Origin of the sequence: Lysobacter sp. CFH 32150 (genome assembly GCF_022758295.1) — a bacterium.
GTDB lineage: Bacteria > Pseudomonadota > Gammaproteobacteria > Xanthomonadales > Xanthomonadaceae > CFH-32150.
This window is the reverse complement of record NZ_JALDWJ010000001.1, coordinates 384773-410949: the sequence shown is the minus strand read 5'-3', so window position 1 is coordinate 410949 and position 26177 is coordinate 384773. Positions and strand designations below refer to the sequence as shown.

Sequence of the window (26177 nt, the reverse complement as noted above, 5' to 3'; positions counted from 1 at the left end):
CGCCGCTGTCGCCTTCCAGACCGGGGCAATCGTGCCGGCGTATTCACCGCGGCCCTGCCAATGCGACGGCATCGGCTCCAGCGGGGAAATGGAACTGGTCGGAGCCGTCGTGCGCGGCCTGCCAGACCGCCTCGGCCACATCCTCGGGTCGCGTGGTCGCCTGCGGACGGGCGAAGGCCTCAAAGATCGGGCGGGCGTAGTCCGCATAGGTATCCGGGATAAGACCATTCATGCGCTCGGCCCCGTTCTCGGCGAACCGCGTGGTCGGGCCGTAGCCGGGTTCGACCAGCTTGACCCGGATGCCAAACGCGCCCAGTTCGTGCGCCAGGGAGCCGGTGAAACCTTCGACCGCCGTCTTGCTCCCCGTGTAGGCGGCAGCGAGCGGCATGCTGGCCAAAGTGACGCTCGAGGTGACATTCACGATCGTGCCCGCCCGGCGCTCGCGCATCTGCGGAATCACCGCCTGCACGATCGCCATCGTGCCGAACGTGTTGGTTTCGAACACCTCGCGCACCGTTTGCATCGACGTGGCCTCGAAGGCGCCGACGACGCCGATGCCCGCGTTGTTGACGAGAACATCGACCGGGCCGGCCTCCTCGATGGCGCGGGCGATGCTGTCGGCATCGGTGACATCCAGCGCGACCAGCTTGATGCGGTCGGACGCGGGCAGGAGGTCGGGATTCGGGCGGCGCATCGTGGCGATGACATTCCACCCGCGATCGTGGAAGTAACGGGCGGTTTCGAGCCCGTAGCCGGAGGAACTGCCAGTGATCAGAACGGTCTTCATTGCGGGGACTCCGTGGTTGGTAGGTGCGACCACGATAGGCATGCAATTCCGGACTATCGATGTTGTAGAGTCCACATAACATTGGCCATAGTCCTGCCATGACCGACCCCCTCGCCGAGCTGATCATCCTGCTTCGACCCGCCCGGGTCATGGGCAAGAGCATTTCCGGCGCCGGGCGCTGGGGTGTCCGCTATGCGCCATTCGGGCACCCTGGGTTTTGTGTGGTGACCGACGGCGCCTGCCTTCTGCAGGTCGATGGCGCGGATCCACTGCGTCTGGAGGCAGGCGACTTCGTGTTCCTGCCCGCGACACCGGGATTTGTCCTGTCCGGGTTCGAGTCCGTGGAGCCGCAGCAGGTCGATCCCGCCGCCATCGCGGACCAAGGCCATGAATTGCGTCATGGCTCCATCGAGGGGGAGCCCGACGTGCGCATGCTGGGCGGCTATTTCGTCTTCGATTCGCCAGACACGGCGCTGCTGGTGGCGCTGCTCCCACCGGTCATCCACGTCCGAGGCGAGGATCGCTTCGGCGTGCTGGTGCGGCTCGTGCGCGAGGAAGCCATGCAAACGAGGTCGGGGCGCGACCTCATCCTGACCCGGCTGGTCGAGGTTCTGCTTATCGAAGCCTTGCGCGCAGCACCGGGCGACGCTGCGCCGGCAGGTCTGCTACGCGGCCTCGCGGACGAGCGTCTGGCCCTGTCGATCCGGGAGATGCACCGCGACCCATCTCGCGCTTGGACGGTGGAGCAGTTGGCAAAGGCCGCTGCGCTGTCGAGGTCGGCCTATTTCCAACGCTTCACTCGTGCGGTCGGCATGCCGCCGATGGAGTATCTGCTCGCCTGGCGGATGGCGATCGCGAAGGACATCCTCGATCGTCAGGACCTGGTGATCGAGAAGGTAGCCGAGCGCGTGGGCTATTCGTCGGCGAGCACGTTCAGTACTGCCTTCACTCGCTACGTGGGTCGATCCCCGAGTGGCTACGCCCGAGAGAGACGCCAAGTACGCTCGCGTGTGGCCTGATGTCCGCTATGGGTCGAAAGCCGCCTGATCATGCAGTCGGCGCCTGATCATCAAGTTCGTCTGTTGATGCAGTCGCCCCGGCGCACGCACGGAATGCAAAAACCGGCGTCGCGAAGGTGGCAATCGGGTTCACGAATGTCCGACGCGCCTTCGCGAAGACGAAACCTGGATTCCGGAATCCGCAATTTGTTTAAGAGAAAAAGGGGCCAGAGTAAATTTCCGTTTGAATTGGATATGTTCTCTGACCCCTTTGTCGCAGGTTATGAAGAGTCCTGGGCTACGCTCGTTTGCAGGATTCGGGAAGGTGGATCAGCTTCATTGGAATGGCAGAACTTCGTGCAGGTTGGTCGGTCGAACCGGCAACTAAACCGTCGGCATCGTCGCGCATCTCCGCGGGGACATCGGGTTTAAAGGTCCAGGCTCCTGCTTTACCGACTATGGGCGGCCAATACGCCCCACCAAACGAGGCTCAAGGCATGAAGAAAGCGAACTTGCTCGTATTCGTCCTCCTGGCGGTCGCCGGGTCGCCCGTCAGTGCTGCCCAGGATGGGGGCTTGGTTTCCAAGATCGACCCGATCTTCCAAAGTCCCGACGATACGAAGGCGCCGGGCTATGCCGTTGCCATCGTTGAAAACGGAAAAGTGGTCTTCCAGAAAGGCTATGGCCTGGCCAGCCTGGAGTATGAAGTGCCGTTCACACCCGAGACCGCCTTCAACACCGCTTCTCTGTCGAAGCAGTTCACCGGCTTGGCCATCTCGTTGCTGGTGCAGGATGGAAAAGTGGACCTCGACCAGGACATCCGGACATACGTACCGGCAGTGCCGGCGTTCGGCAAAGAAAAAATCACGGTGAGGCAACTGCTGCATCACACCAGTGGTATCCGCGACTGCTACGACGTTCTGGGCACGGCGGGATGGCGCTGGAACGACACTTTCACCTACGACGATTGCATGCAGGTGGCCATTTCGTTGAAAGCGCCGGCTTTCGCGCCAGGCACTCGTTATTCCTACAGCAATACAGAGTACGTCCTGCTGCAGGCGATCGTCGCCGCGGTCACCGGCAAATCCTTCCCGGCGTGGGCGACGGAGAATGTCTTCAAGCCCATTGGCATGAACTCGACCTTCTTCGTGGATGACCGCACCAGGATCGTGATGAATCCCGCTGCGCCTTATTCGCGCAAAGAGGATGGGTTCCACAAGGACATTCAGCAGAACAGCGGCGTTTATATGTTGTCCACACTGCGGGACCTGAGCAAATGGGCGATCCACTTCAACGAACGGCTCGCCGCCAAGGATCCGGTGTACACCAGGATGGTGGAGCCGGGCAGGCTCGGCGATGGCAAGGAGGTGCCCTATGGTTTCGGCCTGATGCTGGGCCAGGACCGCGGTCAGGACATGGTCTTCCATACCGGAGCCTGGGGCGGCTATCGCGCCAATATCCGGAACTATCCCGGTCTGCGCCTTTCGATCATCGCCTTGAGCAATACCGGCGACAACGATATGAACGGGAAGAAAGTGCCGCAGGTCGCTGCGCTGTTTCTGAAAGAAAGCACCGAACCAGCAGGGAAGGCCGGAACGATCAAGGACGCCCCGACGGTGAAAGCCGATCCGGCTGTGCTGAAACGCTACGCCGGCACCTATCGCTGGAATGAAGACGCCATCACGATCGCGCTGGCGGACGGGCGCTTGATGGTGCAGTACCTCGGCGAGGATGCGGTTCCGGCCGAAGCGAAATCGGATTCGGAGTTCTGGGTGCCCGCGTTTCGCACACCGATCTCTTTCGCGAAAGAGCAAGGCGACAACGCGTATTCGCTTACGTTCCGATCGGTGAAGGGCGAGAAGGTCGCCACTTTTTTGCCGAACCGGTTGGATGCTTACAGCGGTGCCTATTACAGCGAAGAGCTGACCACCGCATACAAGGTGGATGCGAAGGACGGCAAGCTACGCATCCATCATTTCCGGCGTGGCGATTGGGAGTTGTTACCGCACCCCGCCTACCAGGATCGTTTCACCAGTGAAATGGGGGTGGTGCAGTTCGTCAGAAATGGCAGCGGAAGCGTGACCGCCTTGGAGTTGAGCGGTCTGCGCTTTGCCAGAAATCTCTAGTTCGTAGGATGGGGTGAGCCGAAAGCGATACCCATCAACACGCGATCCTCATGCGGCGCAATCGCGGTTCACCTGAGGAACAGTAGGAACAGTAAGGGTCAGAGAACATTTCCGTTTGAATTGGATATGTTCTCTGACCCCTTTGTCCGCTGGCCCAACGACGGGCGCGGTGCGGTGCGCTTTCCGACGGCGAGGTGGCAGTCGCGCTCTGTGAGATCAGGGGTGGGTAAGGTCACTCGCACGCTGCGGATGACCTGTCGTTAGTGTTCGCCACGTTGCAGCTTTTTTGTGCGAAAAGCGGTGCCAGAGACATTTTCCAGAAGTGTCTCTGGCACCGTTCCTTGTGATAGCAAAGTTGAAGACGCTCGAAATGGAATGACTGAAGTCAAAGACACTCAAATGGAATGATTAAAGGAGCTCGATATGCAATGGATCAACGATGTTCCGCGTGAGTCACGGTTCGTGAATGTGAGGGGATTTCTTCTGTGCGCGCTGTTGCTGCTGTTGGGGGCGGGTCTCGTCCCCAATTCGGCACAGGCGCAGGTGCTTACCCAGGCGCAGCGCCAGGCCTATCTGAACTATTACGCGCCGGTCATCCTGCAGCGTGCCGAGGAAGACAGCGGCAAGCCGGGTCGCGACTGGATTTCCAATTACGACTTCGACCGCGACGGGAACTTCTCCAACAACCGATATACGTGGGCCAATCTGTTGTCGAGCTACGTCGCCGCAGGCGCGGCCGGCTCGGGCGCTTACCAGAACTGGCGCATCCGCCCGACCTTGTACTCCTCCCTGGTCGAGTACCAGGACGGCACCCGCAAGGGACTGCTGCTGCTGTATCACGTGTTCCACCCCGTGGACAAAATGGCCAGCGACATCCACGACTGGGAGCGCGTCGAGATATCGGTCCGCGCCGTGACCGGCACTCCCGGCGGGACGGGCGAGTACGTCGGCCACGTCACCGTGACCAGCCATAAGGACCACGTCCTGCGTAGAAACGGCAGCTCGGATCTCAAGTTCATGCAGGTTGCCAGTGGCAAGCATGTCCTGCTCTGGCAGGCGGACGAGGACACCGGATGGGGCAGCACGCATGCCCACGAGTTGCATTTCGTGCAGGACTCCTACAGCACGATCAGCGCCAGCGTTGCGGCGAATGGCACGGCCGACGTCGACGTCACCAATGATGACGACAAGAACGTGCACTACGTCTGGGTGCCGGAGACCTCCTCGGCGGCGGTGACGGCGTGGAACGCGAAAGCGATCAGCTATTCCAGTGCCTCGTCGCTTGCCTCCCGACGCAACAGCCAGACGTCGTGGTCGAACGTCAAGCGCATCACATACGAGCTGCAGGACCTGGCCGATGTGTTCGCCACGCAATGGAGCGGTTCGACGTGGTGGACCAGTTGGACCGACAAGGCCACGGAGGATGTGTTGCTCGAGAGCGCGATCGTGAACGAAGCCGGCGTGACCGAAGTGCCGGCGGGTCTGCAACGGTTCTACCTGGGCTCGCGGGATGCGTACGACGCCAGCCAGGATCGCGAAGGCGTGATAGCGAAGGCGTGGTTCTGGGGTGCCTATTCGGCCGAAGAAAATGCCGACGACTACACATCCGGCTCCGACGACTTCGGTGGCTACAGCGGCGCGGGTCGCGACAGCTTCAACCGCAATCGTGCCGATGCCAGCGGCGATGCCGGCTCGCTCGGGAATTACTGGCGCCAGCACGATTTCTTCGTCCATTCCGGTGTTTTGAACGCCAGTGAACATTACGAAGCCGGCATCTGGTTGCTGGGCGCCTGGTACCTCCCGCAGAACGGCGGCTTCGATGGGCGCTGGGCGCAACTGTTCGACGACCGGCGCGACTTCGAGGCGGCTCCGCTTCCACCCCCGCCGCCGCCGCCTTCCTGTCCCGTGAACGCCGAGCAGCAGTGCGACATCAACGGTGGCACATGGAACCCCACCACATGCACCTGCAGAGCGATTTGTCCGGACTGTCAGATCCCTTGAAACTCAACGTTGTCCAGGCATGGACATCTGAGCTGAAGTGATTTTCGAGTGGCGGTGTCGACTTGGACGTCGACATCGCCACTTGACGTCATGAGCCATGAAAGATGGCTGCAAGTAAGACGAGTAAAGGGGTCAGGTTCCGGCCTGGGCCCGCCCTACGGGCTATCCGAAGGGGATTGCACCGCATGTCTGGTTGACCGTCCCGCTATGATCAGGCCATGTCCAAACTACTGCTGAACCTGCGCAACGTGCCCGATGACGAAGCCGACGACGTGCGCGCCATGCTCGACGCACACGGGATCGCGTTCTACGAAACCACGCCGAGCATGTGGGGCATTTCGGCCGGTGGCATCTGGGTGACGGAAGATGCGGCGATCGGGGAGGCCAAGCGCCTGATGGCCGACTACCAGGGCCAGCGACAAACCCGAGCCCGGGCCGAGTACGCCGCCGCCAAGCGCGCAGGCACCGCGGAGACGTTCTGGATGGTGCTGCGTGCCGAGCCCGCTCGCGTCGTACTGACGGTGCTGGCCATCCTCTTCCTGTTGGGCCTGGTCGCGCTACCGGTGATCCTGCTGCGCGGGTAATCCGAGCCGGCAATAAGGGGTCAGAGAACATTTCTGTTTGAATTGGATATGTTCTCTGACCCCTTTTGCGGAGGGGATGTAGCTGTACCGTGAGGAAAAAGTGTCAGGGACAGTGTTCTGACGGGACAAATTGTTCCTGATACGTTCTTCGGCCGAATAGCGACCTCGAGTGCAAGGATTCGCCGACATGACGACTTTCGTGTTGATCCACGGCGGCGGAGACGTCGGCTGGTACTGGCATCTGCTGGAAGCAGAGTTGCGTTCGCGCGGGCACGATGTGGTCGCTCCCGACCTGCCTTGCGACGACGACTCCGCAGGCCTGATTGAGTACGCAGACGCCGTGGTCGAGGCTGTCGGCGGGCGAAGGGACCTGGTCGTGGTCGGCCAGTCGTACGGTGGCTTCACCGCACCGCTGGTGGCCGATCGGCTCCCGGTCGACGTACTGGTTCTGCTGGCTGCAATGATTCCGTCCCCGGGGGAAACCCCGGAGGACTGGTGGAGCAACACCGGCTACAGCCAGGCCGCGAAGGAACAGGCCGAGCGCGATGGCGGCAAGACCGGCAGCGATGACCCGTTCGTCAGCTATTACAACGGTGTGCCGCGTGCCTTGGCTGAGGAGGCGTTGCGCAGGGCACGTGAGGAGTCATCGACAGCCTGGCGTACGCCGTGGCCGCTCGATGCGTGGCCGGACGTGCCGACGAAATTTGTGCTGTGCAAGGACGACCACCTTTTCCCGCCCGACTTCTTGCGCCGGCTTGCGGCAGAGCGCCTGGGCATCACCCCCGACGAGATCCCCGGCTGCCACTGCGTTGCGCTCAGCCACCCTAAAGAACTGGCCGACCGCTTGGTGGGTTACATCGCCGGCTGATGCAGGTTCGACCTTGGATCGCTATCCCATCATGCCGACGGATTCGCCTGTCAGCGTGAGATAGCGCCCCATGGCGTCCGCGGTCAGGCACGAATGCACCGGCAGGAACAGCAGCGTGTCGCCGGGGCGGACGCGGGCGATCACATCGGCGGGCGCGGCGACGATGCCGTGCTCCTGCGACAGCCCGACCAGTCGAATATCGGGGCGGAGCGCACCCCAACCCTCGGGCGTTGCTTCCACCGCCAGGCCGAAGATGCGCTGCCCGTCGAGTTGCATCACGTCCTTGGAGAAATGCACCGCACCGCCATGGACCACCAACTCGCCGCGCGCGGGGTGGCGCGCCGCCACGGGGCAGGCCATGGCCACGGCGATGTCCTCCACGCCGCAGGCGCCGATCCGCCACTGCGACAGATCGTAGAAGACGTAGTTGCCCGGACGGATCTCATCTACGCCCGGAAAGGCGTCGGCAGTGGAACAGGTGGGCGTATCGCCTACGGAAAGCTCCAGCGGGCCGGAGACGGCGGCCAATTCCTCGCGCAAGCGGCCGAGCAGCGCCAGGGTGTCGTTACGCACGGCGGCGATTTCTCCGACGCCGCGCGCATCGTAGCTGTGGCCGGCATGGGCGAGCAGGCCACGCAGGCGGATGTCGTTCCTTCCGGTCAGCGTCGCGGCGAGCGCGCGCAGGCCGTCAATGTCCTCGGGCGCGAAGCCGGTGCGATGGCTGCCGACATCGATCTTCAACCATACGTCCACCCGCGCGGAGAACCGCACGCCGTCCAGCGCCAGCGGATCGGCCAGCACGATGCCGAATGCGATGCGCCCGGCCAGCGCCTCGACCCGATCCCGCATGCCGGGATGGAAGGGAAAGGCCAACGTGATGTCGCGCCAGCCGTCGGCGGCGAAATATTCCGCCATCGCCAGCGAGGAGACGGTGATCGCCTCGACTCCGAGCCCACGGCACCAACGCCCGACCGCATGGCTCTGGTGCGTCTTGAAATGCGGACGAAGGCGAACCCCTGCAGCAGTCGCACGCTCGGCCATGCGTTGGAGGTTGCGACGGGCGCGGGTCTCGTCGAGCAGCAGCACAGGCTCGGACAACGGCGATGGCAGTGGCATGGGCATGGTCGCGTGACAGGGACGACGCAGAGTCTTGCACACGTCGTCGTCATGCGGCCTTGAACAGCGGTATGGCAGCCTGCGCACCCGCTCGGCTGCTGGCCGTGCCGCTGCAAATGCAAAGGAGGATTCGTCTTGAAGATCGTGACCAGTCTCAGCTTCCGCGGCCAGTGTCGCGAGGCGTTCGAGTTCTACGCGAAAGTACTGGGCGGCAAGATCACCGCCGCCCATCCCTACAGCGAGGCACCACCGGACATGCCGATCACCGATCCGAAGTACAAGGATTGGCTGATGCATTGCTGGCTCGAAGTCGGCAACCAGGCATTGATGGGCGCGGACATGGACAAGGAGTGGGCGCCCAATATCGACAAGCCCAAGAACGGCTTCGACGTCACCCTGCATACCGAAGACGCCGACCAGGCACGACGCTGGTTCGATGCGCTGAAGGAAGGCGGCAAGGTGGTGATGGATTTCGCCGAGACCTTCTGGTCGCCGGGTTACGGCGCCCTGGTCGACCGGTTCGGCGTGCCGTGGATGGTGAACACACTTCCCGCCGCGGATTGGAAGCCGGCATAAGGCGAGGGCTTCTGTGGGAGCTTCCTGTGGGAGCGACGTAAGTCGCGATCGCTTCCCTCCATGCAGCGAAGATCGCGACTTACGTCGCTCCCACAGGTGTTGCTGCCCTGCAATGCGTAGGGTGGGCTTCAGCCCACCGCCGCCATGTCGACATTCTTCCGGTGGGCTGAAGCCCACCCTACGGAACTACGGATGGAACAGGAGTCGAGTACATGTTCCGAATTCGTACTCCGACCCCTTTTCTTCGAACACTGCAGCTAGCTGATTACTTCGACGCGTTGACGATGGTGTTGACCAGTTGCGGATAGACCTGCGCGCCGGTGGCGCGGTCGAACAGGCCCATGCCGTGGTTGGCGGTGACGCCGTTGTCCCAATAGACCGGCACCACGCCGCGTGAGTAGGCCGCCCGCGTGACGTACTGGTTCCAGTAGGTGCGGTACTGCTCGGCGTCGGGGATGTTGGTGCGCGAGATCACGCCGAACTCGCCCAGGATCACCGGCACGCCCTCGTCGACGAAGAGCGATTTCATCTTCTGGAACTGCGCATCGACGTAGGACTCGTTGGCCCAGGTCTCGGTGGCCGAGGGGGTGGTCGCATTCGCGCCCCATTGCCAGACGTTGCTCTGTTCGTTGAGGGTGAAGTTGTACGGATCGTAGTAGTGCACTTCCACCATCAGCCGGTTGGCGATCGTGTCCATGGGGATGGTGAGGAAGTTGTAGGCGTGGTCGATGTTGGTGTTGAAGCCCTGCACGATCAGGTGGCGCACGGCGTTGTTGCCTCCGGTGGCGCGCACTGCATCCACGAACGTCTGGTTGAAGCTGTTCTGCACCGTGTAGTACTCGACCGTCGGCGTGCCGTAATCGCCGTCGACCATCACCTCATTCGTGCCCGCGAACAGCAGGTAGTCGTCGTGGTTCCTGAAGTTGTTGCCGATCTGCGTCCACAGCTTGGTCAGGCGGGCGTTGACGGCCGATTGCTGGGCATAGGTGGGCTGCATCCAGCCGCCGTCCCAGTGGATGTTGATCATCGTGTACAAGCCCGCGTTGCGTGCGTAGTTCACCACCTCGGTCACGCGCGCCATCCAGGTGCTGCTGATGTTGTAGTTCGCGTCGGCGTACTGGCTCCAGGACACGGGGATGCGAATGCTCTTGAATCCGGCCGCCTTGACCGCGTCGACCAGCGCCTGCGTGGTGCGAGGGTTGCCCCAGTTGGTCTCGCCACCGATGGCTTCCAGCGAATTGCCCAGGTTCCAACCGGGCGCCATCAACCTGGAAAGCTCGAGGCTGGTCAGATCCCGCATGCCGGTCGTCACGGCAATCGCGAACAGTTGCGTGGTCTGGGTGCCGCAGCTGTTGGTGTAGACGGCTGTGGCCGTGCAACTGGTCGAAGGCGCGATGTTCTGTTCGCGCGACGTGCCGGACGTCCCGCAGCCGCTCCACGACCACGTACCTCCGGATGCCGGTTGCGGCCCGAGCACGAGCGGTGTGCCGGCGCCGACGCTGGCCGACGAGGTCTGCGACCAGACACCGTTGACCTGGATGTAGGGCGTCACGGTGGTGGCAGTGCAGGCCGGAGTGCGAATGGCTGAAGCCGCACCCGAGTTGTAGCTGCTGCCACTGACGGTGAACTTGATCCAGTACCAGTACTGCGTACCGGAGGCGGCGTTGTTGTCGGTGTAGCTGCGCACCGTGTCTTTGAGGATCGCCAGGCGACTCCGGCCATTGGGATCGCTGCTCGTGTTGCGATAGACCTGCAGGCTTTTGACCGGGCCGCTGACGGTCCAGTCGAGTCGGATGTTGTCGGGCGTTCCGGTCGCGCTCAGGCAAACGGTCGTGCCGCCACCGCTGCCGCAGCTTTGCGCATGGGCGTGTTGACCGAAACAGAGGCCGAGCAGGAGCAAGACCGCCAAGAGCGATGACTTCATGGAATGTTGACCCTTGCATGAGTTGAGTTCGCTCGCGCCGGCGGTGCCGAAGCGAGAGTCTGGAGTGAATCGACAATCGTGGAAGACATCGCGCCTTCCCATTCGCACGCGCTGACAAGCGCACGCACCATCGAGCAAGCGCACGCACAATCGATGCGGTTCGACAGCACTGTCAAGCCGCGTCGCATCAATAGCGAAACGACATGCACCTATATCCAAAATTCTGGGACAGGAATCGCTTTCCATTCGCACGCGCTGGCGAGCGAACACAAAATCGATGCGATTCGACAGCACTGCATGCCGCGTCGCATCAATAGCGAAACGACATGCACCTATATTGAAATGAGTTGGAGACGAAGTGCGTAGGGTGGGCTTCAGCCCACCGTCGCCATGTCGGCCTTCTTCCGGTGGGCTGAAGCCCACCCTACGGAATTTTGCGCGTCGCTCAGTCGTCCGGATGCGCCCGGCCGTCGAAAAAGGGAGGCACTCTGATCCCAGTCACACAGGCATTCACGGTCCTCCAACGCAGCATTGACGAAGCTGGCATCACAGCGCACCCGCGCCACCTTCGAAGGAAGCGTCCCCATGTCTTCCACTGCATCCACCCGCGTCCGCCTGCACGTCGAAGACAGCGGTGGCAACGGCCGCCCCGTCGTGCTGATCCATGGTTGGCCGTTGTCCGCCGATTCCTGGAAAGCGCAGGTCGGGCCGTTCCGCGATGCGGGCTATCGCGTCATCGCGTACGACCGCCGCGGCTTTGGTCGCTCCGGGAAGCCCGATGACGGCTTCGATTACGACACGCTGACCGCAGACCTGGCCGGCCTGCTGGAAGAACGCGACCTGCGCGACGTCACCCTGGTCGGGTTCTCGATGGGCGGCGGCGAAGTCGCGCGTTACGGCACCAATCATGGCGAAGAACGGTTGCACAGCATTGTGTTCGCCGCCGCCGTGCCGCCGTGCCTGATGAAGTCCGACGACAACCCCGATGGTCCGCTCACCCAGGAGAAGGCCAAGGAGAAGGAAGCGGGACTGAAGGCGGACCGTGAAAAGTACTTCGATCAGTTCATGAAGAACTTCTTCTCCGCGAACGGCGTGTTGAAGGTCACCGAAGCGCAGCGGCAGGAAGCGCTGGCGGTGTGCCTGCAGTCGGGCGAGGCGGCTGCGCTGGGATGCATGCGGGCATTCGCCACCGCCGACTTCCGCGACGACCTGAAGAAGGTGCGCGTGCCGACGCTGGTGATTCATGGCGACAGCGACGCGACGGTGCCGTTCGAAGGCTCTGGCAAGCGGACGCACGCGATGATCGCCAGCAGCGAGTTGGTGCTGCTGCGTGATGCGCCGCATGGGTGCAACCTGAGCCACGCGGATGAGTTCAATGAGGCGTTGCTGAAGTTCCTGGCGAAATGACACGGGTTATGGCGGGTCAAGACCCGCCCTACGAGTTGAAATTCCTGGCGAGATGGCAATGCGCCGCGTTGATCGTCCGGCGACTTCCTGATCACGCACCAGCGCGTAAGGTTTGCGGAATGCGAAGGAGGACCTCGCCATGATGCAGTTGATCCCGGACCTGCCTGCGAACGTCATCGGCCTCGTTGCGTCGGGCCACATCACGGCAGAGGACTACGAGCGCGTCGCCATTCCCGCGGTCGAGGCGGCGCTGAAGACGCACGCCCGCATCCGCATGCTCTACCAGGTGACGTCGGACTTCGACGGGTTTGCGCCCGGTGCCGTGTGGGACGACATCAGGATGGGGATGGGTCATTTCACCGCATGGGAGAAGATCGCGGTGGTCACCGATGTCGACTGGATTCGCGCTTCGACCCGTTTCTTCGAGTTCCTGATGCCGTGCCCGGTGAAGCTGTTCGCCAACGCCGAGATCGCTGAGGCGACGAGCTGGATCGCTGCTTGAGAGCACGTCGGGTTGGAAACTTGGCGGCTTGTTCGCCAGTGTCATGTCGCCATCGAGCGACGCTCTGCGGTGATCAGCAATGACAAAGCACTTCCAGCAGATGCTCGATTTGCTCGTCCTGCTGGGGCGCGAACTCCAGCCCAAGATGATCGATCGCGACGCGTCTGACGCGCACCGCAAGCACGATCTCATGAGCGGTATCGGCGAAAAAGAACAACCGCAGGGTGGCGCCATCGGATGGAATCCAGTCGTCGGGCAAGCCCACACGCGCGCCCCCCAGCGAGACGTCCATCAGTTGGGCGCTGTGCTGGTGGCCATTGGGCGCGACCATGACGGCGCTGACGACGTTCTGGCGCGGATGCCGGCGTTTTTCGATGACCTGTTCCATGGTTTGTGTCCTCGACGTAGCGGACCCTGAGTCACTCGCCGTGGCTGGCTGTTCCGGCCACAGGAGATGGGATCTACGTGGGTGGTAACGACTAAAGGCGAGCAAAGGGGACGAGGGGGAAGCGCATCCGCTGGTAGGCCCTCAAGTCAGGGGGAAGAGCTCGCGACTTACGTCGCTCCCACAAGATCTGCTCCCACAAGGTCCGGGGGCATTCCGGTGATGGAATTTCATCACCGGAATGACGTTTGTCCGTGAATGCGTAGGCGGGCCCAGGCCCACCTTTGCGTCGACCTGAAAACTCCCTCGAAGCCGATTCGAGCCTACGCGGGCAACGCCTTCCCCAGCCCGACATTGAGCATGTTCCACGCCCGGATCGCGGCCACGGCGAAGCTCAGTTCGGACAGTTCGCGGTCGTCGAAGTGCTCGCGCACTGCGTCGAGCGCGCCGTGCGGCAGGGGCTGCGCACCGACGGCGTTCAGCGCTTCGGCCCAGGCCAGGGCGGCGCGCTCGCGGGCGTCGAACAGCGGCACCTCGCGCCAGGCGGCGATGGTGTCGAGCTTTCGCTGTGCGACGCCGACCTTGCGCAGCATGCTGGCGTGCATGTCCAGGCAGAAGGCGCAGCCGTTGATCTGCGAGATGCGCAGGGACACCAGTTCGATCAGGGTCGCGCCGAGGGGGCCCTTGTGCAGGGACTGACTGAGCTGCAACAGGTGCTGGAAGGCCTGCGGAGCGTAGGTGGTGTAGTCGAGGTGCGTGGTCGCGTTCATCGTTGTCCTTCCCATGACGGCCACCGTGGCCGTTTCAAAGGAAGGACGGGGCAGGTGGTCGTGGTGTGACACCTTCCGCGCGATGCCGCGTCATCGCTCGGTTGCGTATCGACATACGCATCCTCGCTCTTCCTTGCCTTGCACGCCCTCAGGCCCGGCGCGACCTGCTTGGATGGCGTTAACAGGCCCTAGAGTTCGGGCAGCTTGTCGGGATTGAGCACCGACAGGACCTGGGTGATGCGGTCGCCGTCGATGGCCACCGTGGTGACCGAATGCAGGTGGCCGTCGTGGAAGCGGAGCATCGCCAGCTCGCCGTTGACGTGGCCCAGGCGCAGTTCGACACGATCGGTGAGGTGGCGCGCGAGTGTCCAGAACAGCCGTGCGATGCGCTCGGCACCGTGCAGCGGCCGCAGCGTGGCAGTGACCTTGCCGCCGCCGTCCGACACCAGGCGCGCGTCGACGTCGAGCAGGTCAACGATGGCCTCGCGGTCGCCGCGTTGCACAGCGTGCATGAAGCGTTCGAGCAGACGGCGGTGCCGGTCGGGCGTCACCGCGAAGCGTGGGCGCTCGGCCTGCAGGCGCGTGCGCGCGCGGTGCACCATCTGTCGGCAGTTGGCCTCGGCGTGGCCGAGCAGCCCCGCGATCTGCGCGTAGTCGTAGTCGAAGATTTCCTTGAGCAGGAAGGCCGCGCGTTCCTCCGGTCCCAGCTTCTCCAGCAGGGAGAGGAAGGCCAGCGACACCTGGCTGGAGACGTCGGCCAGATCCTCGGGCGACGCGTCGACGGTGAGCGGCTCGGGCAGCCACGGCCCCGGATAGGCATTGCGTTCCGTGCGCACCGACCGCAACCGGTCGATGCCCAGACGCGTGGTGGCGGTGACCAACCAGCCCTCCACATCGCGGATCGCCGACCGGTCGGCCTGGTGCCAGCGCAACCACGCCTCCTGCAGCACGTCCTCGGCATCGCTGCGGCTGCCGAGCAGGCGATAGGCCAGGCCCATCAGGCGGGGGCGTACAGCCTCGAAAGGCTGCACCGGGTCGGTTGAATCTATGGATTGGGTGGTCATGTAGCCAGGACGGGCAGGGGCGCGCGGTTGTGACACGGGGAGACGCAGACTATCCGCCGCGGTGATTCGCGGGTGGGCCCTGGCCCACCGTGCAGGCAGCTGCGGCGTTGTAAGGCAGGCTTGAGTCCACCTACGGTTGCTTCGGCAGCGGTAGACACTCCATCACTTCGACGCTGTCGCCGGGGAAGAGGGTGAAGTGGGGATGGTCTTCGAACAGCTTTGCCGCGGCCTCGTGCGAGTCCGCCTGGACGATGGTGTAGCCGGTCATCGCGTTGTGGATATCGCTGATGCCATCGCGGGCGATGCGCTTGGTCTTGCCGAGGGGATTGCCGGTATCGACGATGACGGCGGCGTTGCGCTCGCCCCAGTCCATCCACGCCTGCATGCCTTGCTTTTCCTTCGCTTCGCGTTCGGCGGCGGGAAGCGACTTCCAGGATTCCAGCGCCGCGGGTGTGCCGATGTAGATTGCCAGGAACTTCTTCATGGGGGATGTCCTACTGCGTGTGCAAGTGCACGCGGGGATGAGGGGGTGGAACGGGCGTCAAGGTCGGGAGGGCGCAATGAAATTGCGCTATCCCAACGCCCGCTTCAGTTGTTTGCCTCGACGTATCGGCTGAAGTTGTCGAGGATGGACTGCCAGCCCGTGCGCTGGAGTTCGGCCGGGTTCTCCGACTCCGCATCGAACGTGGACTTCACCAGGACGCCGTCGGGTTGGTCGATGAACACGGATTGGACTTCCCGACCGTCGCTCATCCGGTATTCGATGGCCTGGTAGGGGACGACGCGGGTGTAGGTGCCCTCGAAGTCGAAACCGAAGCTGCCGTCCTTGGCCTCCATACGCGACAGAAACTTGCCGCCTTCGCGCAAGTCGACGGTGCTGTGCGTCGTGTGCCAGTCGTCCTGGGCGGTATTCCACTGCTTGATGTCTTCCGGGGTATTCCAGGCCTTCCAGACTTTGTCCAGCTCGGCGTTCACGACAGTCTCGACGGTGATCTTCATTGTCTTCTCCTTTGATTGGTGCCCGCGATGGACATTCACTATTACGTCGAACGGGGAGACGCCAGATCGACATGCTTGCGCAGATTTTTTCAAAGCCGCTTGATGCGGAAAGGGGACCGGAAAGGGGACGACCGGAAAGGGGACGGAGGCAATTAACGCGGGTTAATTGCCTCCGTCCCCTTTCCGGTCGGCCCTGCGGCGCTCGAAGCCAGCGGCCCGCCGTCGTCGCAGGTGCCGGGCAGGTGCTATCGCCAGTCGTCGATCACGAAGCAGTCGGCGCGGTTGTAGCCGGGTGCGTTTCCCAGTTGCATGGCCACGCCCTGCAGCATCGTCCTGAAGCCACGGCCAAGCATGAGCCGGTACGCATCGTGGCGGGACGTGTTTACGCCGGCCACCAGCTGCTCCATGCCGTGCGCGCAGGCCAGCGCTTCGCACGCGGAAAGCAACCGTTCGAAATGCATCGCCGCTCCGGGGCCTGGGCGCGCGGCACCGAACTTGATGTAGGCGGTGCTGCTGCCTGCTTCGCTGCCCTTGCCCAAGTGGCAGACCGCGAACGCGGCCAGCTCCACACCCTGGTACACGAGGACGGTGTCGCCGATGCCTTGTGTGATAACGGATTCGATTTCGCGGGTGAGATCCAGGCCGGGATAGATCGCATCGGTGAGGGCGCGGCAGGCGTCGAGGGATGCGGCGCGGGATCCGCCGTCCAGAGCGGAATAGTTCTGCCAGGAACCGGCATCCGTCACGGCGCCGACCGGCTTGGCCATCACAGGCGTCAGTTGCTGCGGCCAGAACCCGTGCGCCTGGTAGAGCCCGACATGCTTGGGGCTTTGCGGGAAAGTGAACAGCGCGACGTGGCGTGTGCCCCAGCGCTCGAACAGAGACAGGGTGGTCGTGAGCAGGCGGCGCGCGATGCCCTTGTCCCAGAGATCGGGATGCACGGTCAGCGGACCGAAGAACCCGAAACTGCCCCAGCGTGCCGCGAAGTTGGAACCGACCAGAGTGTCATTGACATACGCACCCATCGCGGCTTCCGGCGACGCGCGCCAGCGCGTGCCCACGAAATCGGTATCGCCGCCGAATGCGAGCGGCTCGGGCAGGCCGAGGAAGGTGCCGAACGCCAGGCGGAAGATGCGGTCGGCTTCAGGCAGGTCGGCTTCGCGCAGCGGGCCGATGTCGATGTGCGGGCGATCGATGTTCATGTGCGTGACCTTGTCATGAGAGGGAATTCAATCGGCAGCGGGCTGCCTGCGTGCCGCCTCGATCAGGGCGCGGATCGCCCAGCGCTTCACCTTGCGCGCCTCGGCGTCGTCGAGCTGCAGCACGTCCTTGCAGACCACCATGGCTTCGGTGCCGATGACCAGGGCGAGGGCATGCGTCAGGTGTTTCAGCGCGGCCGGCCTGAACTGCTTGCGCACTGGCGCCAGCGCGGCTTCGATCAGTGGCGAACGGCGGTTCTGGCGTGCGGGCAGGGCGTCCTCGTCGCCGCCGATACCGCGCTGCAGCGAATGCACCAGCATGGTCCGCAGCTGCGCCTCGTTGGCCAGGATCATGTCGTGCAGTGCATCGTCCACCCGTTCCACACGGGCGACGGCGTCGTCCTTGGGAGCGCGCTCGAACAGCGCGTCGGCTTTGGGAACAGCTACGTCGAGGGCCGCTTCCAGCAGCAGGGGTTCGAGCTTGGGGAAGTACCGGTACGCGGTGGCGCGCGAGACCATCGCTTCCTCGGCGATGTCTTCCAGGCTCGGCTTGCGACCCTGTCGCATCAGCCGCGTGGCGGCCTGCAACAGATCCTTGCGCGTGCGCCGGCGCTGGTTGGGTCGGCCCTGGGACGCGGTGTCCATCGCCGCCTCAGTCCTGCGGCAGCTGCTGGAGGATCGCAGCGAGATCCAGCCACACGTTCTCGCGCTTGATGTCGCCGTTGCTGGCGAACTCCATCACGTGCAGCAGTCGGAACTCGAGTGGTCGATCGCGGCCGTCGACGCCGAACGGTCTGCCCACGGCGCGGCCGCGCCAGAGCGATTCGTCGACGAGGAAGTCCTCGCCGTACAGGCGCCGCAGCGTTTCCACTTTGCCGTCGGCCAGGTCGGCGAACAGGTGTTCGTAGAAGCCGCGCGCGCTGTCGCGACCCTGCGTCGGGCCGGTGGGCGAGCCGACGATGTCGTGCTCGACATCCAGGGCAAGCGTGGTCAGCACACCCTCCACGTTGTCGCTGGCTTCGAAGCCGAAGTGTTCGTCGATCTTGCGGTCCATGTCGGCGCGGGAGAGGGCCATATCGGTATCCCAAGTGAGGTGGCGAGGAATAGTAATGAGACAAATATCTCATTAGCAATGATCCATCTCACTTTTCCGACGAACGGCACGGGCAACCATCCGCATACGTGGCAGCGCCCACTCGCCAAGGCGCTGCTCGGCGCCAACGTTCCAGAAGGCCGTGACGCTGGCGCTGAACTGGCGGCCGCAGGAGCGCTGCGCATTACCGGCGAAGTGCTGCGCATCGACAGCAGCCGTAACTAGTGGCGCCGGGGTGGCTGGATGCGCAGCAAATCGACGTGCAGGTGCAGCTGGGCGTGCGGGTGTACTTCTAGGTCGTGGACGTGTTCAGTGCCACGGCGGCGCGAATGAGCGCCTTCAACGCCTTTTCATCGATCTTGTCGCCTTCATGAAAATCGATGGCGCGTCGGGTGTTGCCTTCGAGGCTGGAATTGAAGAGGCCTGCAGGGTCGTTCAGCGAGGCGCCCTTGGCGAAGGTCATCTTCACGGCGTTCTTGTAGGTCTCGCCGGTGCAGATCATTCCGTCGTGGTACCACGTCGGAACCCCTCGCCATTTCCACTCCTCGACCACTTCGGGGTCGGCCTGCTTGATGAGCGCGCGGATCCGGGCCAGCGTCTCGCCCCGCCAATCACTCAGCTCATTGATCCGCGCATCGATCAGCCGAGAGGGAGTGTCTTCCCCCGAGCCGCCGTTCGTCTTCTTCGTGGGTGTGGTCGCTTTCTTCATGGTTGTTCTCGCTCGTCCGTCATTTGAGTATCGCTAGCGGTGCGTCGCCCATTGCGCCACCTGGTGACATACGGCAGCACGAACAGATACAGACCGGTCAACAGGAGCAGGGCGAGCGGGAGCAGCGGGACGTACGACACCCAGACGACAGGATTCTTCTGTGCCAGGGCGATGAAAGTGACGATGACGGTGGCCGTAAAGGCAATGGCCACCCAGCGGTGGAACTGCCGAATCCATGTGTTCCAGTTCATTGGGACCTCCATTGAAAGTCAGCAAACCCATGGCAGCGGCGACTGCCGCGCGGGGACGTTCAGCGGTTGCAGAGGTTGGTGGCGCTCGCGGACGGCTCAGCGCTGTCCGTTGATGCGGATGGTGACTGGGTGGAGAGCGGGGCTCACGAGCTCAGCGCGCCGCCTTCTTCACGAGCGCGCTGATCGTTTTCTCTGCGTCAGCGGTCAACTCATTCAGTGCGAAAGAGGTGGGCCACATGGCGCCGTCGTCGAGTTTCGCCTCGTCGTTGAAGCCGAACGTCGCGTACCTCGAGTTGAACTTCTGCGCGCTCTGGAAGAAGCAGACGATCTTGCCGTCCTTGGCATAAGCGGGCATCCCGTACCAGGTTTTCGGCAAGAGGGCTGGCGCGCTGGCTTTGATGATCGCGTGGAGCTTCTTGGCCATGGCGCGATCCGATCCCTGCATCTCGGCGATCTTCGCGAGCACGGCGCTTTCCCCGTCCGCCTTGGCCGCTTCCGCCTTCAACTCCTGGGCGCGCTCCTTCATCGCGGCTCGTTCCTCGTCCGTGAATCCCTTGGACTTCTTGTTGGTCGCGGGGGTGCTCTTCGCGGACTTCTGCGTGATCTTCTTCGCACTCATCGTTCGCTCCTGTTTAGGTGCAGCCGATCATGACCCGACAGCTCAGCGCTGCTCGTTGATGCGGATATGGTTGCCGGCGGGATCGCGGAAGGCGCAGTCGCGCACGCCGTACGGCTGATCGGTCGGCTCCTGGATCACTTCGGCGTCGCTGGCCTGCAGCTTCGCGAAGACGCTGTCGAGGTCCGCGGTCGCGAGGATGATCATGGCGTAGGTGCCCTTGGCCATCATCTCGGCGATGGTGCGGCGCTCGTCGTCGGTGAGGCCGGGGGTGGCGGCCGGCGGGTGCAGGACGATGGAGGTGCCGGGCTGGCCGACGGGACCGACCGTGATCCAGCGCATCCCTTTGTAGCCGACGTCCTTGCGGACTTCGAAGCCAAGGGTGTCGCGATAGAAGGCCAGGGAGGCGTCCGGGTCGTTGTGCGGGAGGAAGGTGGAATGAATGGCGATATCCATGGCAGTCATGCTCGGTGTGGGTCGGGCGGTCATGCTAGGTCCGGCTCGGGGGCCGGCGCTTCTCGATTCCTGATCGGTCTCGTGACTTGTTTCGCGACGCACGGTGGGATCCCCGCCGTTTCCTGCGCGGCCTCGCGCCGATAAACGCTGGGCGGCACACCGACCAGCTCGGTGAAGCGAGTGCTGAAGGTGCCCAGCGACGAGCAGCCGACCGTGAAGCAGATGTCCGTGACGCTGAGGTCGCCACAACGCAGCAACGCCATCGCGCGCTCGATGCGCCGCGTCATCAGATACGAGTAAGGCGATTCGCCGAAGGCGAGCCGGAACTGGCGGCTGAGGTGCCCGGCCGACATGTGCACGCCGCGGGCGAGCGCCTCGACGTCCAGCGGCTGTGCGTACTCGCGGTCGATCCGGTCGCGGACGCGGCGCAGTCGCGCGAGGTCGCGCAGGTGCAGTGCATCGACGGATGTGCTGGTCACCTGCGCGATCGTGCCACGTCGCGCCGGAGGGCTCAAATCCGTTGCCGTGGTCAGGCCGGTATGACCAAGGTCGATGCTTCCAGTGATGGTCATCGTCGTGTCGTGAGGGATCACACGAACCGCGCTACCGATACCGCACTTTTGCGGAGCCATTTTGGGAAGGGCCGGCGTCTGACAAAATAATTAAACCAAATGGTTGACATTCAAAAGGCCGGGCGCATATATTCAACCCAATGGTTGAATTTAAACCCCCGCTGGGTGCCGTCTTCCGCGCCCTCGATGACGCGCATGCATGGCTGAACCCCGAACGTTTCTGGATCGGCCGTCTGGATGTGCTCGAACGACTTCTCCGCGAGGAGGACGCACGCGCCTCCGCCCCCACACCCACTCTCAGGAGACTAGGCATGAACGACCTTGCGACCACCCCCGATGTCTACGGCGAACTGATCGAGCCCACCACGCTGAAGATCCAGCGCTTGCTGCCCGGTCCGATCGAGCGCGTGTGGGCATACCTGACCGAGAGCGAACTGCGCCGCAAGTGGATGGCGGCGGGCGAGATGGATCTGCAGGTCGGCGCGCCGTTCGAGCTGGTCTGGCGCAACGACGAGCTGACCGATCCCCCCGGCCAGCGGCCGGAAGGCTTCAGCGAAGAACACAGCATGCAGAGCCGCATCACCGAGCTCGATCCGCCCCGCAAGCTGGCCTTCACCTGGAGTAACACCGGCGACGTGTCCATCGAACTGGAACCGAAGGGCGACGACGTGTTGCTCACCGTGATCCACCGCAGCCTGCCAAGCCGCCAGTCGCTGCTGATGCATGCCGCCGGTTGGCACATTCACCTCGATGTTCTGGTTGCGCGTGCGACAGGACAGGCGCCGTCGACGTTCTGGGACGGTTGGGTCCGCCTGCACCAGGACTACGACCGGCGCGTGCCGGCCTGACGGACGATTTGGAGACTCACATGCGCAAGCTGATCGCTGGAATGAAGTTGTCTGTCGACGGGAAGATCGAAGGCTCCGAGGGTTACGCGGATTGGGTCGACGCGTGGTCCGATGACTACGGCGTGACGTCGCAGGTGGACGCGTGCCTGCTCGGAGGAGGGATGTATCCGGGCTACGAGCAGTACTGGACCGCGTTACAGAACGAGCCGGACAAGCCGCTGCCGATGACGGGCAAGTTGCCGACGCCGGCTGAGCTCGAATGGGCCCGCTTCAGTGCGCGCACTCCGCACTACGTGCTGTCGAGCACCCTGACATCGTCGCTCTGGCCGCAGACGCGCTTCGTCCGGGGACTCGAAGACGTCGCTGTCCTCAAGCAGCAACCCGGCAGGGATATCTATCTCGTCGGTGGTGCCCGGACGACGACGAGCCTGATCGATGCCGGGCTGGTGGATGAGCTCCGGTTGATCGTGTATCCGCTGGTCGCCGGTCATGGAAAAGCGCTCTTCGCAACGGCGGAACAGCGTCGTGGGCTCGACCTGCGGAAGGTGCAGCAACTTCCCGAGGGACGCCTCGGCCTGGTCTACGGAATCGACTAGCCGAGTCATTGCGATCGGCGGCAGACGATGCGCCGATCAACCCTTGGGACAACAGATCACGCCATAGGAGACGCCATGAAAATCAAATGGATCCTGGCCATCATCGGAACCAGTCTGATGGGTCTATCCACAGCGCTTGCCAATCAGGCGAGTGAAACCACCATCGAGCCAATGCCAGCCAAGCTCGAAACGCAGTTCGCATTGAGTGCCGTGCCGCCGGCGTTGCGGGACAAGGCCACTGTTTACCTGCTTGATCCGACGAAGGGCTATGCACTTTCCCGACAGGGAACCAGTGGGGTGGCGTGTCTCGTCGAGCGCACCGTGTGGGAGTGGGCCGACTTCCGCAACGATATCTATATCCCGCTCTGCTATGACGCTGTGGGTACCGAGGCGCATTTGAAAGTCATCATGGAGACGGCCGCGCTTCGCGCTCAAGGCATGGACGCCACGGCCTTGAAAGCTGAAATCGAAAATCGCTACAGGAACGGGACCTACCAAGCTCCGGATAGGGCAGGGTTGTCCTACATGGTCGCGCCGCTCATGCGCGCAGTGGGGCCACCGGACATGAAGGTGCACACCATGGCCATGCCGCACCTGATGTTCTACGCGCCGAACCTCACCAACGAAGACATCGGCGCAGTTCCGGATTTCAACGTGCATGCCAGCCTGCTGTATCCGTTCATCGACAAGCAGGGCAACGCCGAACAGAGTTACATGATCCAGCTCATCGGCGAGGCGGAGAAGGCGAGGATCCTGGCAGACGAGAAGGCGCTTCTCGATGACCTGTGCGCTTATCGTGATTTTCTTTGCCTGTCGCATGAGGCGCATGCCCAAGAGGCGCATGCACATGAGGCTCGTTAGGCTGCGAGCGCCGGGAGGCCTGGATAACCTCAAACTGGTCGAAGAAGATCCTCCCGAACCGAGATCAGGTGAATTGCTTGTCAGGATTCGGGCCTGCTCGTTGAATTACCGTGATGTTTTCATGGTGCATGGGCAAGCACCGTGCGCAGACGGCCGCGTGCCTTTGTCAGACGGCGCTGGAGAAGTCTTTGCGGTCGGTCACGATGTCGATGCGTTCAAGGTCGGGGATGCAGTCGTCAGCACCTTTTATCCCGATTGGTTGGGGGGCGAAATGACGCCCGCAAACAGGCGGGGCATACCGGGAGAAAGTGTCGACGGCTATGCCAGCCAGTACGTGTGCATGCCGGCGCACGCCTTCACGAAGGCGCCGGCAGCCTACACGCATACGGAGGCGGCAACGCTCACTTGCACGGGAGTGACCGCCTGGAGAGGCCTGGTGGTGTGCGGACAGGTCAAGCCCGGCGATACGGTGCTGGTCCTTGGGACCGGCAGCGTGTCGCTGTTCGCGCTGCAATTCGCGAAAGCGGCAGGCGCCCGGGTCATCGCTACGTCTTCCTCCGAGGAAAAGCTCGAGAAGCTCAAGCATCTCGGCGCCGACACCGTCATCAACTACAAGGCCGTGCAGGACTGGGGCCAGAAGGCAAAGGATGTGACAGACGGACGCGGCGTCGACCATGTGATCGAGGTCGGCGGACCCGCCACGTTGGCGCAGTCGATCACAGCCTGCAGGACCGGCGGGCATATCGCCCTGATCGGCGTCTTGACCGGGTTTGTCGGAGAAGTGGCGATCCCGGCCCTGTTTTCGAATCAGATTCGTATCAGCGGGATCTCCATTGGCAGCCGAGCCGATCAAGAGGACATGATCCGGGCGATCACAGTGAATCATTTGAAGCCCGTGATCGACCGCCGTTTTCCGCTGCAGGAAATTGGCGCTGCCTTCAGGCATTACGAATCCAAAAAGCACTTTGGCAAGGTTTGCCTCGAACTTTAGGATTTCCTCGACTCCGGAAATCTAGCGGGCCTTTTCGAACGTCATCCCATCGACGTCGATGGCCTCGACCTTGCGGTCCTTCACGACGAACGCGACAACCTCACCCGAATTGGGTGCGAACTCGACGCGTACGTGGTCCTGCTTGTCGTACCCGGTGGCGACGGCGGACAACTGACCCCAGCGCAGGATCAGCTGATCGTTGCCATTCAAGCCGACGGTCATGTCGCCTAGCAATGCGTTGGTGTATCGGCCGGCATACGCCTGACGCGGCAGGGACAGATGCCATGCGCGCCCGTTGATGCTCGCATGCTGTTGCGCTGCGGCTTTTTCCAACTGCTTGATGTCCTGCACCAACCCGTCGAACCGGGTCGATGCCTTGGCCTCGATATCGGACTCGTCCAGTGCGATGCCATAGGCGTAGTCGGCGATGAGGTTGGTCAGCCGGGCGCTCAGGATGTCCTCGTTGTTCAACACCACCAGGCCCACGTTGGCTTCCGGAATGAACGACAGATGGGCATGAAAACCTGCGAACGCACCGAAGTGGTGGAGCATCCGCTTGCCCTTGTATTCGCCGGTGTACCAGCCCCAGGCATAGCCGTCGCGCTTGAAATCCAGATAGCTGCTGTCCGTCCTGGCCTGGCGGTCATGCGACTGACTGATGATGGACGCCGGAAATATCTGCATGCCGTCCAGCTTGCCGTCGGCAAGTTGTGCGATCAGGAACTTCGCCAGATCCGGCGCGGTGGAGAGCAGGCCGCCCGCCGCATGCATGGTGGCGTCGGTCTTCCGCAGGTAAAGCGGAGTGTTGCGGTTGACGGCCACGAACGAGTACGGCTTGGCCAGCGTCCAGCCATTGCCTTCTGCCTGGCTGATGTAGGCCGTGGTGCGTGTCATTCCCAGCGGCGCGAAGATGCTAGCGGCAAGCTGGTCCTGCCACGGCGTCGCCAACGTCTGTTCCAGCCAGACGCTCGCGATGTTGTAGCCGACGTTGGTGTACTTGAATGTGCCCAGTGGCGCCTTGTCGTTGGGATAGGAATTGCCCACCAGTCGAAGGCGCGAGTCCGCGTTGTGGATTCCGCTGAAGGCCGTTGCCCAGACCAGCGATGGGTTGTCGACACCGGAGGTGTGGGTCAGCAGATTCTTGACGGTCAGAGCGGATGCGTCGAAGCCATTGAAGCGTGCGGCCGGAATCATCGCCTGCATCGACGTCCTGGTGTCGAGCTTTCCGCCGCTTTCCGCCAGCAACGTGTTCAGGGCGAGGAACGGTTTGGTGGTCGATGCGATGTAGAACGACGTGTTCCTGTCGATCGGTACCTTGGCATCGATGTCCGCGTAGCCGAAGTAACCTTCATAGACGACCTTGCCATTCTTCACCACGGCAACGGCCGTGCCCGTTGGATGCGCGGAGGCGTCCTTCACCCGCCGGATGGCACTGGCCAGGCCGTCGAAGTCGTGCGGCGTCACGGCCATCGCCTGCGACGACAGGAACGTCGTGGCGACAAGCAGATACTGCAAGGATGTTTTCATCAGCGTCAGCCATCGCATTGACGACGCAGGCTGCAGAGTCTGGTGGCGTGGTGCGGTAACAGACGCGGTATCCATTGCGATGGGCTGCCGAGGTGATGGTCCTCAGCAGATACGCTCGACCGACGAGAGGTTGCAGGGGCCGAACCGCGGGTCCATGCATGGTTTCAATCAGCAGATGCTGCGACGCAGCCCCCACGTGCGCAGGGGCGAAGGGTTCCAGGTTGTGCAGGCATTGCCGCCTACAAGGACAATTCCCGCGACACGCCATGCAACGCCATGACTTCAGTCATAGACAAATTAGTCTAGACAATTCGTTCTAGTTTGTTTACGATTGGCGTCCAATCGGAAGTC

30 protein-coding genes are annotated in these 26177 nt (G+C 62.9%); 13 read left to right on the top strand and 17 right to left on the bottom strand.

The features are described 5' to 3' along the window. Positions 1–43: 43 nt before the first annotated feature. Positions 44–787: an SDR family oxidoreductase gene (locus MO486_RS01880; protein ID WP_242904131.1), complete on the bottom strand. Its 744-nt coding sequence runs from the start codon at positions 785–787 to the stop codon at positions 44–46. Between the two features lie 98 nt (positions 788–885). Here MO486_RS01880 and MO486_RS01875 point away from each other — a divergent pair, with 98 nt between their 5' ends. The 5 genes from MO486_RS01875 to MO486_RS01855 all read left to right on the top strand — a co-directional run bounded on the left by MO486_RS01875 (position 886) and on the right by MO486_RS01855 (position 7364). Beyond that, positions 886–1806, top strand: coding sequence for an AraC family transcriptional regulator (locus MO486_RS01875; protein ID WP_242904129.1), 921 nt, complete (start codon positions 886–888; stop codon positions 1804–1806). A gap of 476 nt (positions 1807–2282) precedes the next feature. After that, complete coding sequence (locus MO486_RS01870; protein WP_242904127.1) at positions 2283–3911, top strand: serine hydrolase domain-containing protein; 1629 nt, start codon at positions 2283–2285, stop codon at positions 3909–3911. Between the two features lie 423 nt (positions 3912–4334). Continuing rightward, entirely contained in the window at positions 4335–5912 is a 1578-nt protein-coding gene (locus MO486_RS01865; protein WP_242904125.1) for a hypothetical protein, read from the top strand. A 218-nt stretch (positions 5913–6130) separates the two neighbouring features. Further along, positions 6131–6496, top strand: coding sequence for a DUF6164 family protein (locus MO486_RS01860; protein ID WP_242904123.1), 366 nt, complete (start codon positions 6131–6133; stop codon positions 6494–6496). Positions 6497–6683: 187 nt separating this feature from the next. After that, positions 6684–7364, top strand: a complete 681-nt coding sequence (locus MO486_RS01855) for an alpha/beta hydrolase (protein ID WP_242904122.1) — start codon at positions 6684–6686, stop codon at positions 7362–7364. 21 nt (positions 7365–7385) lie between these two features. Here the strand turns inward: MO486_RS01855 and MO486_RS01850 are convergent, their stop codons facing one another. Next, the gene (locus MO486_RS01850; protein WP_255745509.1) at positions 7386–8480 is read right to left on the bottom strand and encodes an alanine racemase; all 1095 of its coding nucleotides are present in this window, start codon (positions 8478–8480) and stop codon (positions 7386–7388) included. 144 nt (positions 8481–8624) lie between these two features. Between MO486_RS01850 and MO486_RS01845 the strand changes: the two genes are divergently transcribed. After that, on the top strand, positions 8625–9056 hold the full coding sequence (locus tag MO486_RS01845; protein WP_242904595.1) for a VOC family protein: 432 nt from the start codon (positions 8625–8627) through the stop codon (positions 9054–9056). Between the two features lie 265 nt (positions 9057–9321). Here MO486_RS01845 and MO486_RS01840 read toward each other — a convergent pair whose 3' ends face one another. Then, positions 9322–10980 carry a glycoside hydrolase family 5 protein gene (locus MO486_RS01840; RefSeq protein WP_242904120.1) on the bottom strand — a complete coding sequence of 553 codons (1659 nt, stop codon included), beginning with the start codon at positions 10978–10980 and terminating at the stop codon, positions 9322–9324. A gap of 585 nt (positions 10981–11565) precedes the next feature. Between MO486_RS01840 and MO486_RS01835 the strand changes: the two genes are divergently transcribed. Together MO486_RS01835 and MO486_RS01830 are read left to right on the top strand one after the other, a co-directional pair. Beyond that, on the top strand, positions 11566–12387 hold the full coding sequence (locus MO486_RS01835) for an alpha/beta hydrolase (protein WP_242904119.1): 822 nt from the start codon (positions 11566–11568) through the stop codon (positions 12385–12387). 139 nt (positions 12388–12526) lie between these two features. After that, a complete protein-coding gene (locus MO486_RS01830; protein ID WP_242904118.1) occupies positions 12527–12889 on the top strand; it encodes an STAS/SEC14 domain-containing protein in 363 nt (120 codons plus the stop codon). A 73-nt stretch (positions 12890–12962) separates the two neighbouring features. Here MO486_RS01830 and MO486_RS01825 read toward each other — a convergent pair whose 3' ends face one another. From MO486_RS01825 to MO486_RS01790, 8 genes are all read right to left on the bottom strand, one after another. Next, the gene (locus tag MO486_RS01825; protein ID WP_242904117.1) at positions 12963–13277 is read right to left on the bottom strand and encodes a PilZ domain-containing protein; all 315 of its coding nucleotides are present in this window, start codon (positions 13275–13277) and stop codon (positions 12963–12965) included. Between the two features lie 320 nt (positions 13278–13597). Then, complete coding sequence (locus MO486_RS01820) at positions 13598–14044, bottom strand: carboxymuconolactone decarboxylase family protein (RefSeq protein ID WP_242904116.1); 447 nt, start codon at positions 14042–14044, stop codon at positions 13598–13600. A 188-nt stretch (positions 14045–14232) separates the two neighbouring features. Next, a complete protein-coding gene (locus MO486_RS01815) occupies positions 14233–15108 on the bottom strand; it encodes an RNA polymerase sigma-70 factor (RefSeq protein WP_242904114.1) in 876 nt (291 codons plus the stop codon). A gap of 130 nt (positions 15109–15238) precedes the next feature. Then, on the bottom strand, positions 15239–15592 hold the full coding sequence (locus tag MO486_RS01810) for a hypothetical protein (protein ID WP_242904112.1): 354 nt from the start codon (positions 15590–15592) through the stop codon (positions 15239–15241). A 104-nt stretch (positions 15593–15696) separates the two neighbouring features. Then, on the bottom strand, positions 15697–16107 hold the full coding sequence (locus tag MO486_RS01805) for an SRPBCC family protein (RefSeq protein WP_242904110.1): 411 nt from the start codon (positions 16105–16107) through the stop codon (positions 15697–15699). 245 nt (positions 16108–16352) lie between these two features. After that, positions 16353–17309, bottom strand: a complete 957-nt coding sequence (locus MO486_RS01800; protein WP_242904108.1) for a GNAT family N-acetyltransferase — start codon at positions 17307–17309, stop codon at positions 16353–16355. Between the two features lie 27 nt (positions 17310–17336). Next, positions 17337–17951: a TetR family transcriptional regulator gene (locus MO486_RS01795; RefSeq protein ID WP_242904106.1), complete on the bottom strand. Its 615-nt coding sequence runs from the start codon at positions 17949–17951 to the stop codon at positions 17337–17339. 7 nt (positions 17952–17958) lie between these two features. Then, a complete protein-coding gene (locus MO486_RS01790) occupies positions 17959–18381 on the bottom strand; it encodes an ester cyclase (protein ID WP_242904104.1) in 423 nt (140 codons plus the stop codon). A 57-nt stretch (positions 18382–18438) separates the two neighbouring features. Here MO486_RS01790 and MO486_RS01785 point away from each other — a divergent pair, with 57 nt between their 5' ends. Next, positions 18439–18624, top strand: coding sequence for a hypothetical protein (locus MO486_RS01785; RefSeq protein WP_242904102.1), 186 nt, complete (start codon positions 18439–18441; stop codon positions 18622–18624). A gap of 67 nt (positions 18625–18691) precedes the next feature. Here the strand turns inward: MO486_RS01785 and MO486_RS01780 are convergent, their stop codons facing one another. The 5 genes from MO486_RS01780 to MO486_RS01760 all read right to left on the bottom strand — a co-directional run bounded on the left by MO486_RS01780 (position 18692) and on the right by MO486_RS01760 (position 21003). Beyond that, positions 18692–19108: a DUF1801 domain-containing protein gene (locus tag MO486_RS01780; protein WP_242904100.1), complete on the bottom strand. Its 417-nt coding sequence runs from the start codon at positions 19106–19108 to the stop codon at positions 18692–18694. Then, entirely contained in the window at positions 19105–19359 is a 255-nt protein-coding gene (locus MO486_RS01775; protein WP_242904099.1) for a hypothetical protein, read from the bottom strand. The genes MO486_RS01780 and MO486_RS01775 overlap by 4 nt, the downstream gene beginning before the upstream one ends. A 151-nt stretch (positions 19360–19510) precedes the next feature. Continuing rightward, positions 19511–19978, bottom strand: coding sequence for a DUF1801 domain-containing protein (locus MO486_RS01770; protein WP_242904098.1), 468 nt, complete (start codon positions 19976–19978; stop codon positions 19511–19513). Between the two features lie 42 nt (positions 19979–20020). After that, on the bottom strand, positions 20021–20431 hold the full coding sequence (locus MO486_RS01765; RefSeq protein WP_242904097.1) for a VOC family protein: 411 nt from the start codon (positions 20429–20431) through the stop codon (positions 20021–20023). Between the two features lie 29 nt (positions 20432–20460). Continuing rightward, positions 20461–21003 carry a helix-turn-helix transcriptional regulator gene (locus MO486_RS01760; protein ID WP_242904096.1) on the bottom strand — a complete coding sequence of 181 codons (543 nt, stop codon included), beginning with the start codon at positions 21001–21003 and terminating at the stop codon, positions 20461–20463. Positions 21004–21314: 311 nt separating this feature from the next. Here MO486_RS01760 and MO486_RS01755 point away from each other — a divergent pair, with 311 nt between their 5' ends. From MO486_RS01755 to MO486_RS01740, 4 genes are all read left to right on the top strand, one after another. Then, on the top strand, positions 21315–21851 hold the full coding sequence (locus tag MO486_RS01755; RefSeq protein WP_242904095.1) for an SRPBCC family protein: 537 nt from the start codon (positions 21315–21317) through the stop codon (positions 21849–21851). Positions 21852–21871: 20 nt separating this feature from the next. Beyond that, entirely contained in the window at positions 21872–22447 is a 576-nt protein-coding gene (locus MO486_RS01750) for a dihydrofolate reductase family protein (RefSeq protein ID WP_242904094.1), read from the top strand. A gap of 75 nt (positions 22448–22522) precedes the next feature. Beyond that, on the top strand, positions 22523–23308 hold the full coding sequence (locus MO486_RS01745) for a hypothetical protein (RefSeq protein WP_242904093.1): 786 nt from the start codon (positions 22523–22525) through the stop codon (positions 23306–23308). After that, complete coding sequence (locus MO486_RS01740; protein ID WP_242904594.1) at positions 23295–24299, top strand: NAD(P)-dependent alcohol dehydrogenase; 1005 nt, start codon at positions 23295–23297, stop codon at positions 24297–24299. The genes MO486_RS01745 and MO486_RS01740 overlap by 14 nt, the downstream gene beginning before the upstream one ends. A 21-nt stretch (positions 24300–24320) precedes the next feature. On the opposite strand, the gene MO486_RS01735 is transcribed toward MO486_RS01740, so the two are convergent. Further along, positions 24321–25826 (bottom strand): serine hydrolase domain-containing protein, encoded by a 1506-nt coding sequence (locus tag MO486_RS01735; protein ID WP_242904092.1) that lies wholly within the window; start codon positions 25824–25826, stop codon positions 24321–24323. Positions 25827–26177: the final 351 nt, after the last annotated feature.

Coding starts and splice junctions, on each gene's coding strand:
- MO486_RS01880 (WP_242904131.1), bottom strand. CDS start 787: ATGAAGACCGTTCTGATCACTGGCAGTTCCTCCGGCTACGGGCTCGAA.
- MO486_RS01875 (WP_242904129.1), top strand. CDS start 886: ATGACCGACCCCCTCGCCGAGCTGATCATCCTGCTTCGACCCGCCCGG.
- MO486_RS01870 (WP_242904127.1), top strand. CDS start 2,283: ATGAAGAAAGCGAACTTGCTCGTATTCGTCCTCCTGGCGGTCGCCGGG.
- MO486_RS01865 (WP_242904125.1), top strand. CDS start 4,335: ATGCAATGGATCAACGATGTTCCGCGTGAGTCACGGTTCGTGAATGTG.
- MO486_RS01860 (WP_242904123.1), top strand. CDS start 6,131: ATGTCCAAACTACTGCTGAACCTGCGCAACGTGCCCGATGACGAAGCC.
- MO486_RS01855 (WP_242904122.1), top strand. CDS start 6,684: ATGACGACTTTCGTGTTGATCCACGGCGGCGGAGACGTCGGCTGGTAC.
- MO486_RS01850 (WP_255745509.1), bottom strand. CDS start 8,480: ATGCCACTGCCATCGCCGTTGTCCGAGCCTGTGCTGCTGCTCGACGAG.
- MO486_RS01840 (WP_242904120.1), bottom strand. CDS start 10,980: ATGAAGTCATCGCTCTTGGCGGTCTTGCTCCTGCTCGGCCTCTGTTTC.
- MO486_RS01835 (WP_242904119.1), top strand. CDS start 11,566: ATGTCTTCCACTGCATCCACCCGCGTCCGCCTGCACGTCGAAGACAGC.
- MO486_RS01830 (WP_242904118.1), top strand. CDS start 12,527: ATGATGCAGTTGATCCCGGACCTGCCTGCGAACGTCATCGGCCTCGTT.
- MO486_RS01825 (WP_242904117.1), bottom strand. CDS start 13,277: ATGGAACAGGTCATCGAAAAACGCCGGCATCCGCGCCAGAACGTCGTC.
- MO486_RS01820 (WP_242904116.1), bottom strand. CDS start 14,044: ATGAACGCGACCACGCACCTCGACTACACCACCTACGCTCCGCAGGCC.
- MO486_RS01815 (WP_242904114.1), bottom strand. CDS start 15,108: ATGACCACCCAATCCATAGATTCAACCGACCCGGTGCAGCCTTTCGAG.
- MO486_RS01810 (WP_242904112.1), bottom strand. CDS start 15,592: ATGAAGAAGTTCCTGGCAATCTACATCGGCACACCCGCGGCGCTGGAA.
- MO486_RS01805 (WP_242904110.1), bottom strand. CDS start 16,107: ATGAAGATCACCGTCGAGACTGTCGTGAACGCCGAGCTGGACAAAGTC.
- MO486_RS01800 (WP_242904108.1), bottom strand. CDS start 17,309: ATGAACATCGATCGCCCGCACATCGACATCGGCCCGCTGCGCGAAGCC.
- MO486_RS01795 (WP_242904106.1), bottom strand. CDS start 17,951: ATGGACACCGCGTCCCAGGGCCGACCCAACCAGCGCCGGCGCACGCGC.
- MO486_RS01790 (WP_242904104.1), bottom strand. CDS start 18,381: ATGGCCCTCTCCCGCGCCGACATGGACCGCAAGATCGACGAACACTTC.
- MO486_RS01785 (WP_242904102.1), top strand. CDS start 18,439: ATGATCCATCTCACTTTTCCGACGAACGGCACGGGCAACCATCCGCAT.
- MO486_RS01780 (WP_242904100.1), bottom strand. CDS start 19,108: ATGAAGAAAGCGACCACACCCACGAAGAAGACGAACGGCGGCTCGGGG.
- MO486_RS01775 (WP_242904099.1), bottom strand. CDS start 19,359: ATGAACTGGAACACATGGATTCGGCAGTTCCACCGCTGGGTGGCCATT.
- MO486_RS01770 (WP_242904098.1), bottom strand. CDS start 19,978: ATGAGTGCGAAGAAGATCACGCAGAAGTCCGCGAAGAGCACCCCCGCG.
- MO486_RS01765 (WP_242904097.1), bottom strand. CDS start 20,431: ATGGATATCGCCATTCATTCCACCTTCCTCCCGCACAACGACCCGGAC.
- MO486_RS01760 (WP_242904096.1), bottom strand. CDS start 21,003: ATGACCATCACTGGAAGCATCGACCTTGGTCATACCGGCCTGACCACG.
- MO486_RS01755 (WP_242904095.1), top strand. CDS start 21,315: ATGAACGACCTTGCGACCACCCCCGATGTCTACGGCGAACTGATCGAG.
- MO486_RS01750 (WP_242904094.1), top strand. CDS start 21,872: ATGCGCAAGCTGATCGCTGGAATGAAGTTGTCTGTCGACGGGAAGATC.
- MO486_RS01745 (WP_242904093.1), top strand. CDS start 22,523: ATGAAAATCAAATGGATCCTGGCCATCATCGGAACCAGTCTGATGGGT.
- MO486_RS01740 (WP_242904594.1), top strand. CDS start 23,295: ATGAGGCTCGTTAGGCTGCGAGCGCCGGGAGGCCTGGATAACCTCAAA.
- MO486_RS01735 (WP_242904092.1), bottom strand. CDS start 25,826: ATGAAAACATCCTTGCAGTATCTGCTTGTCGCCACGACGTTCCTGTCG.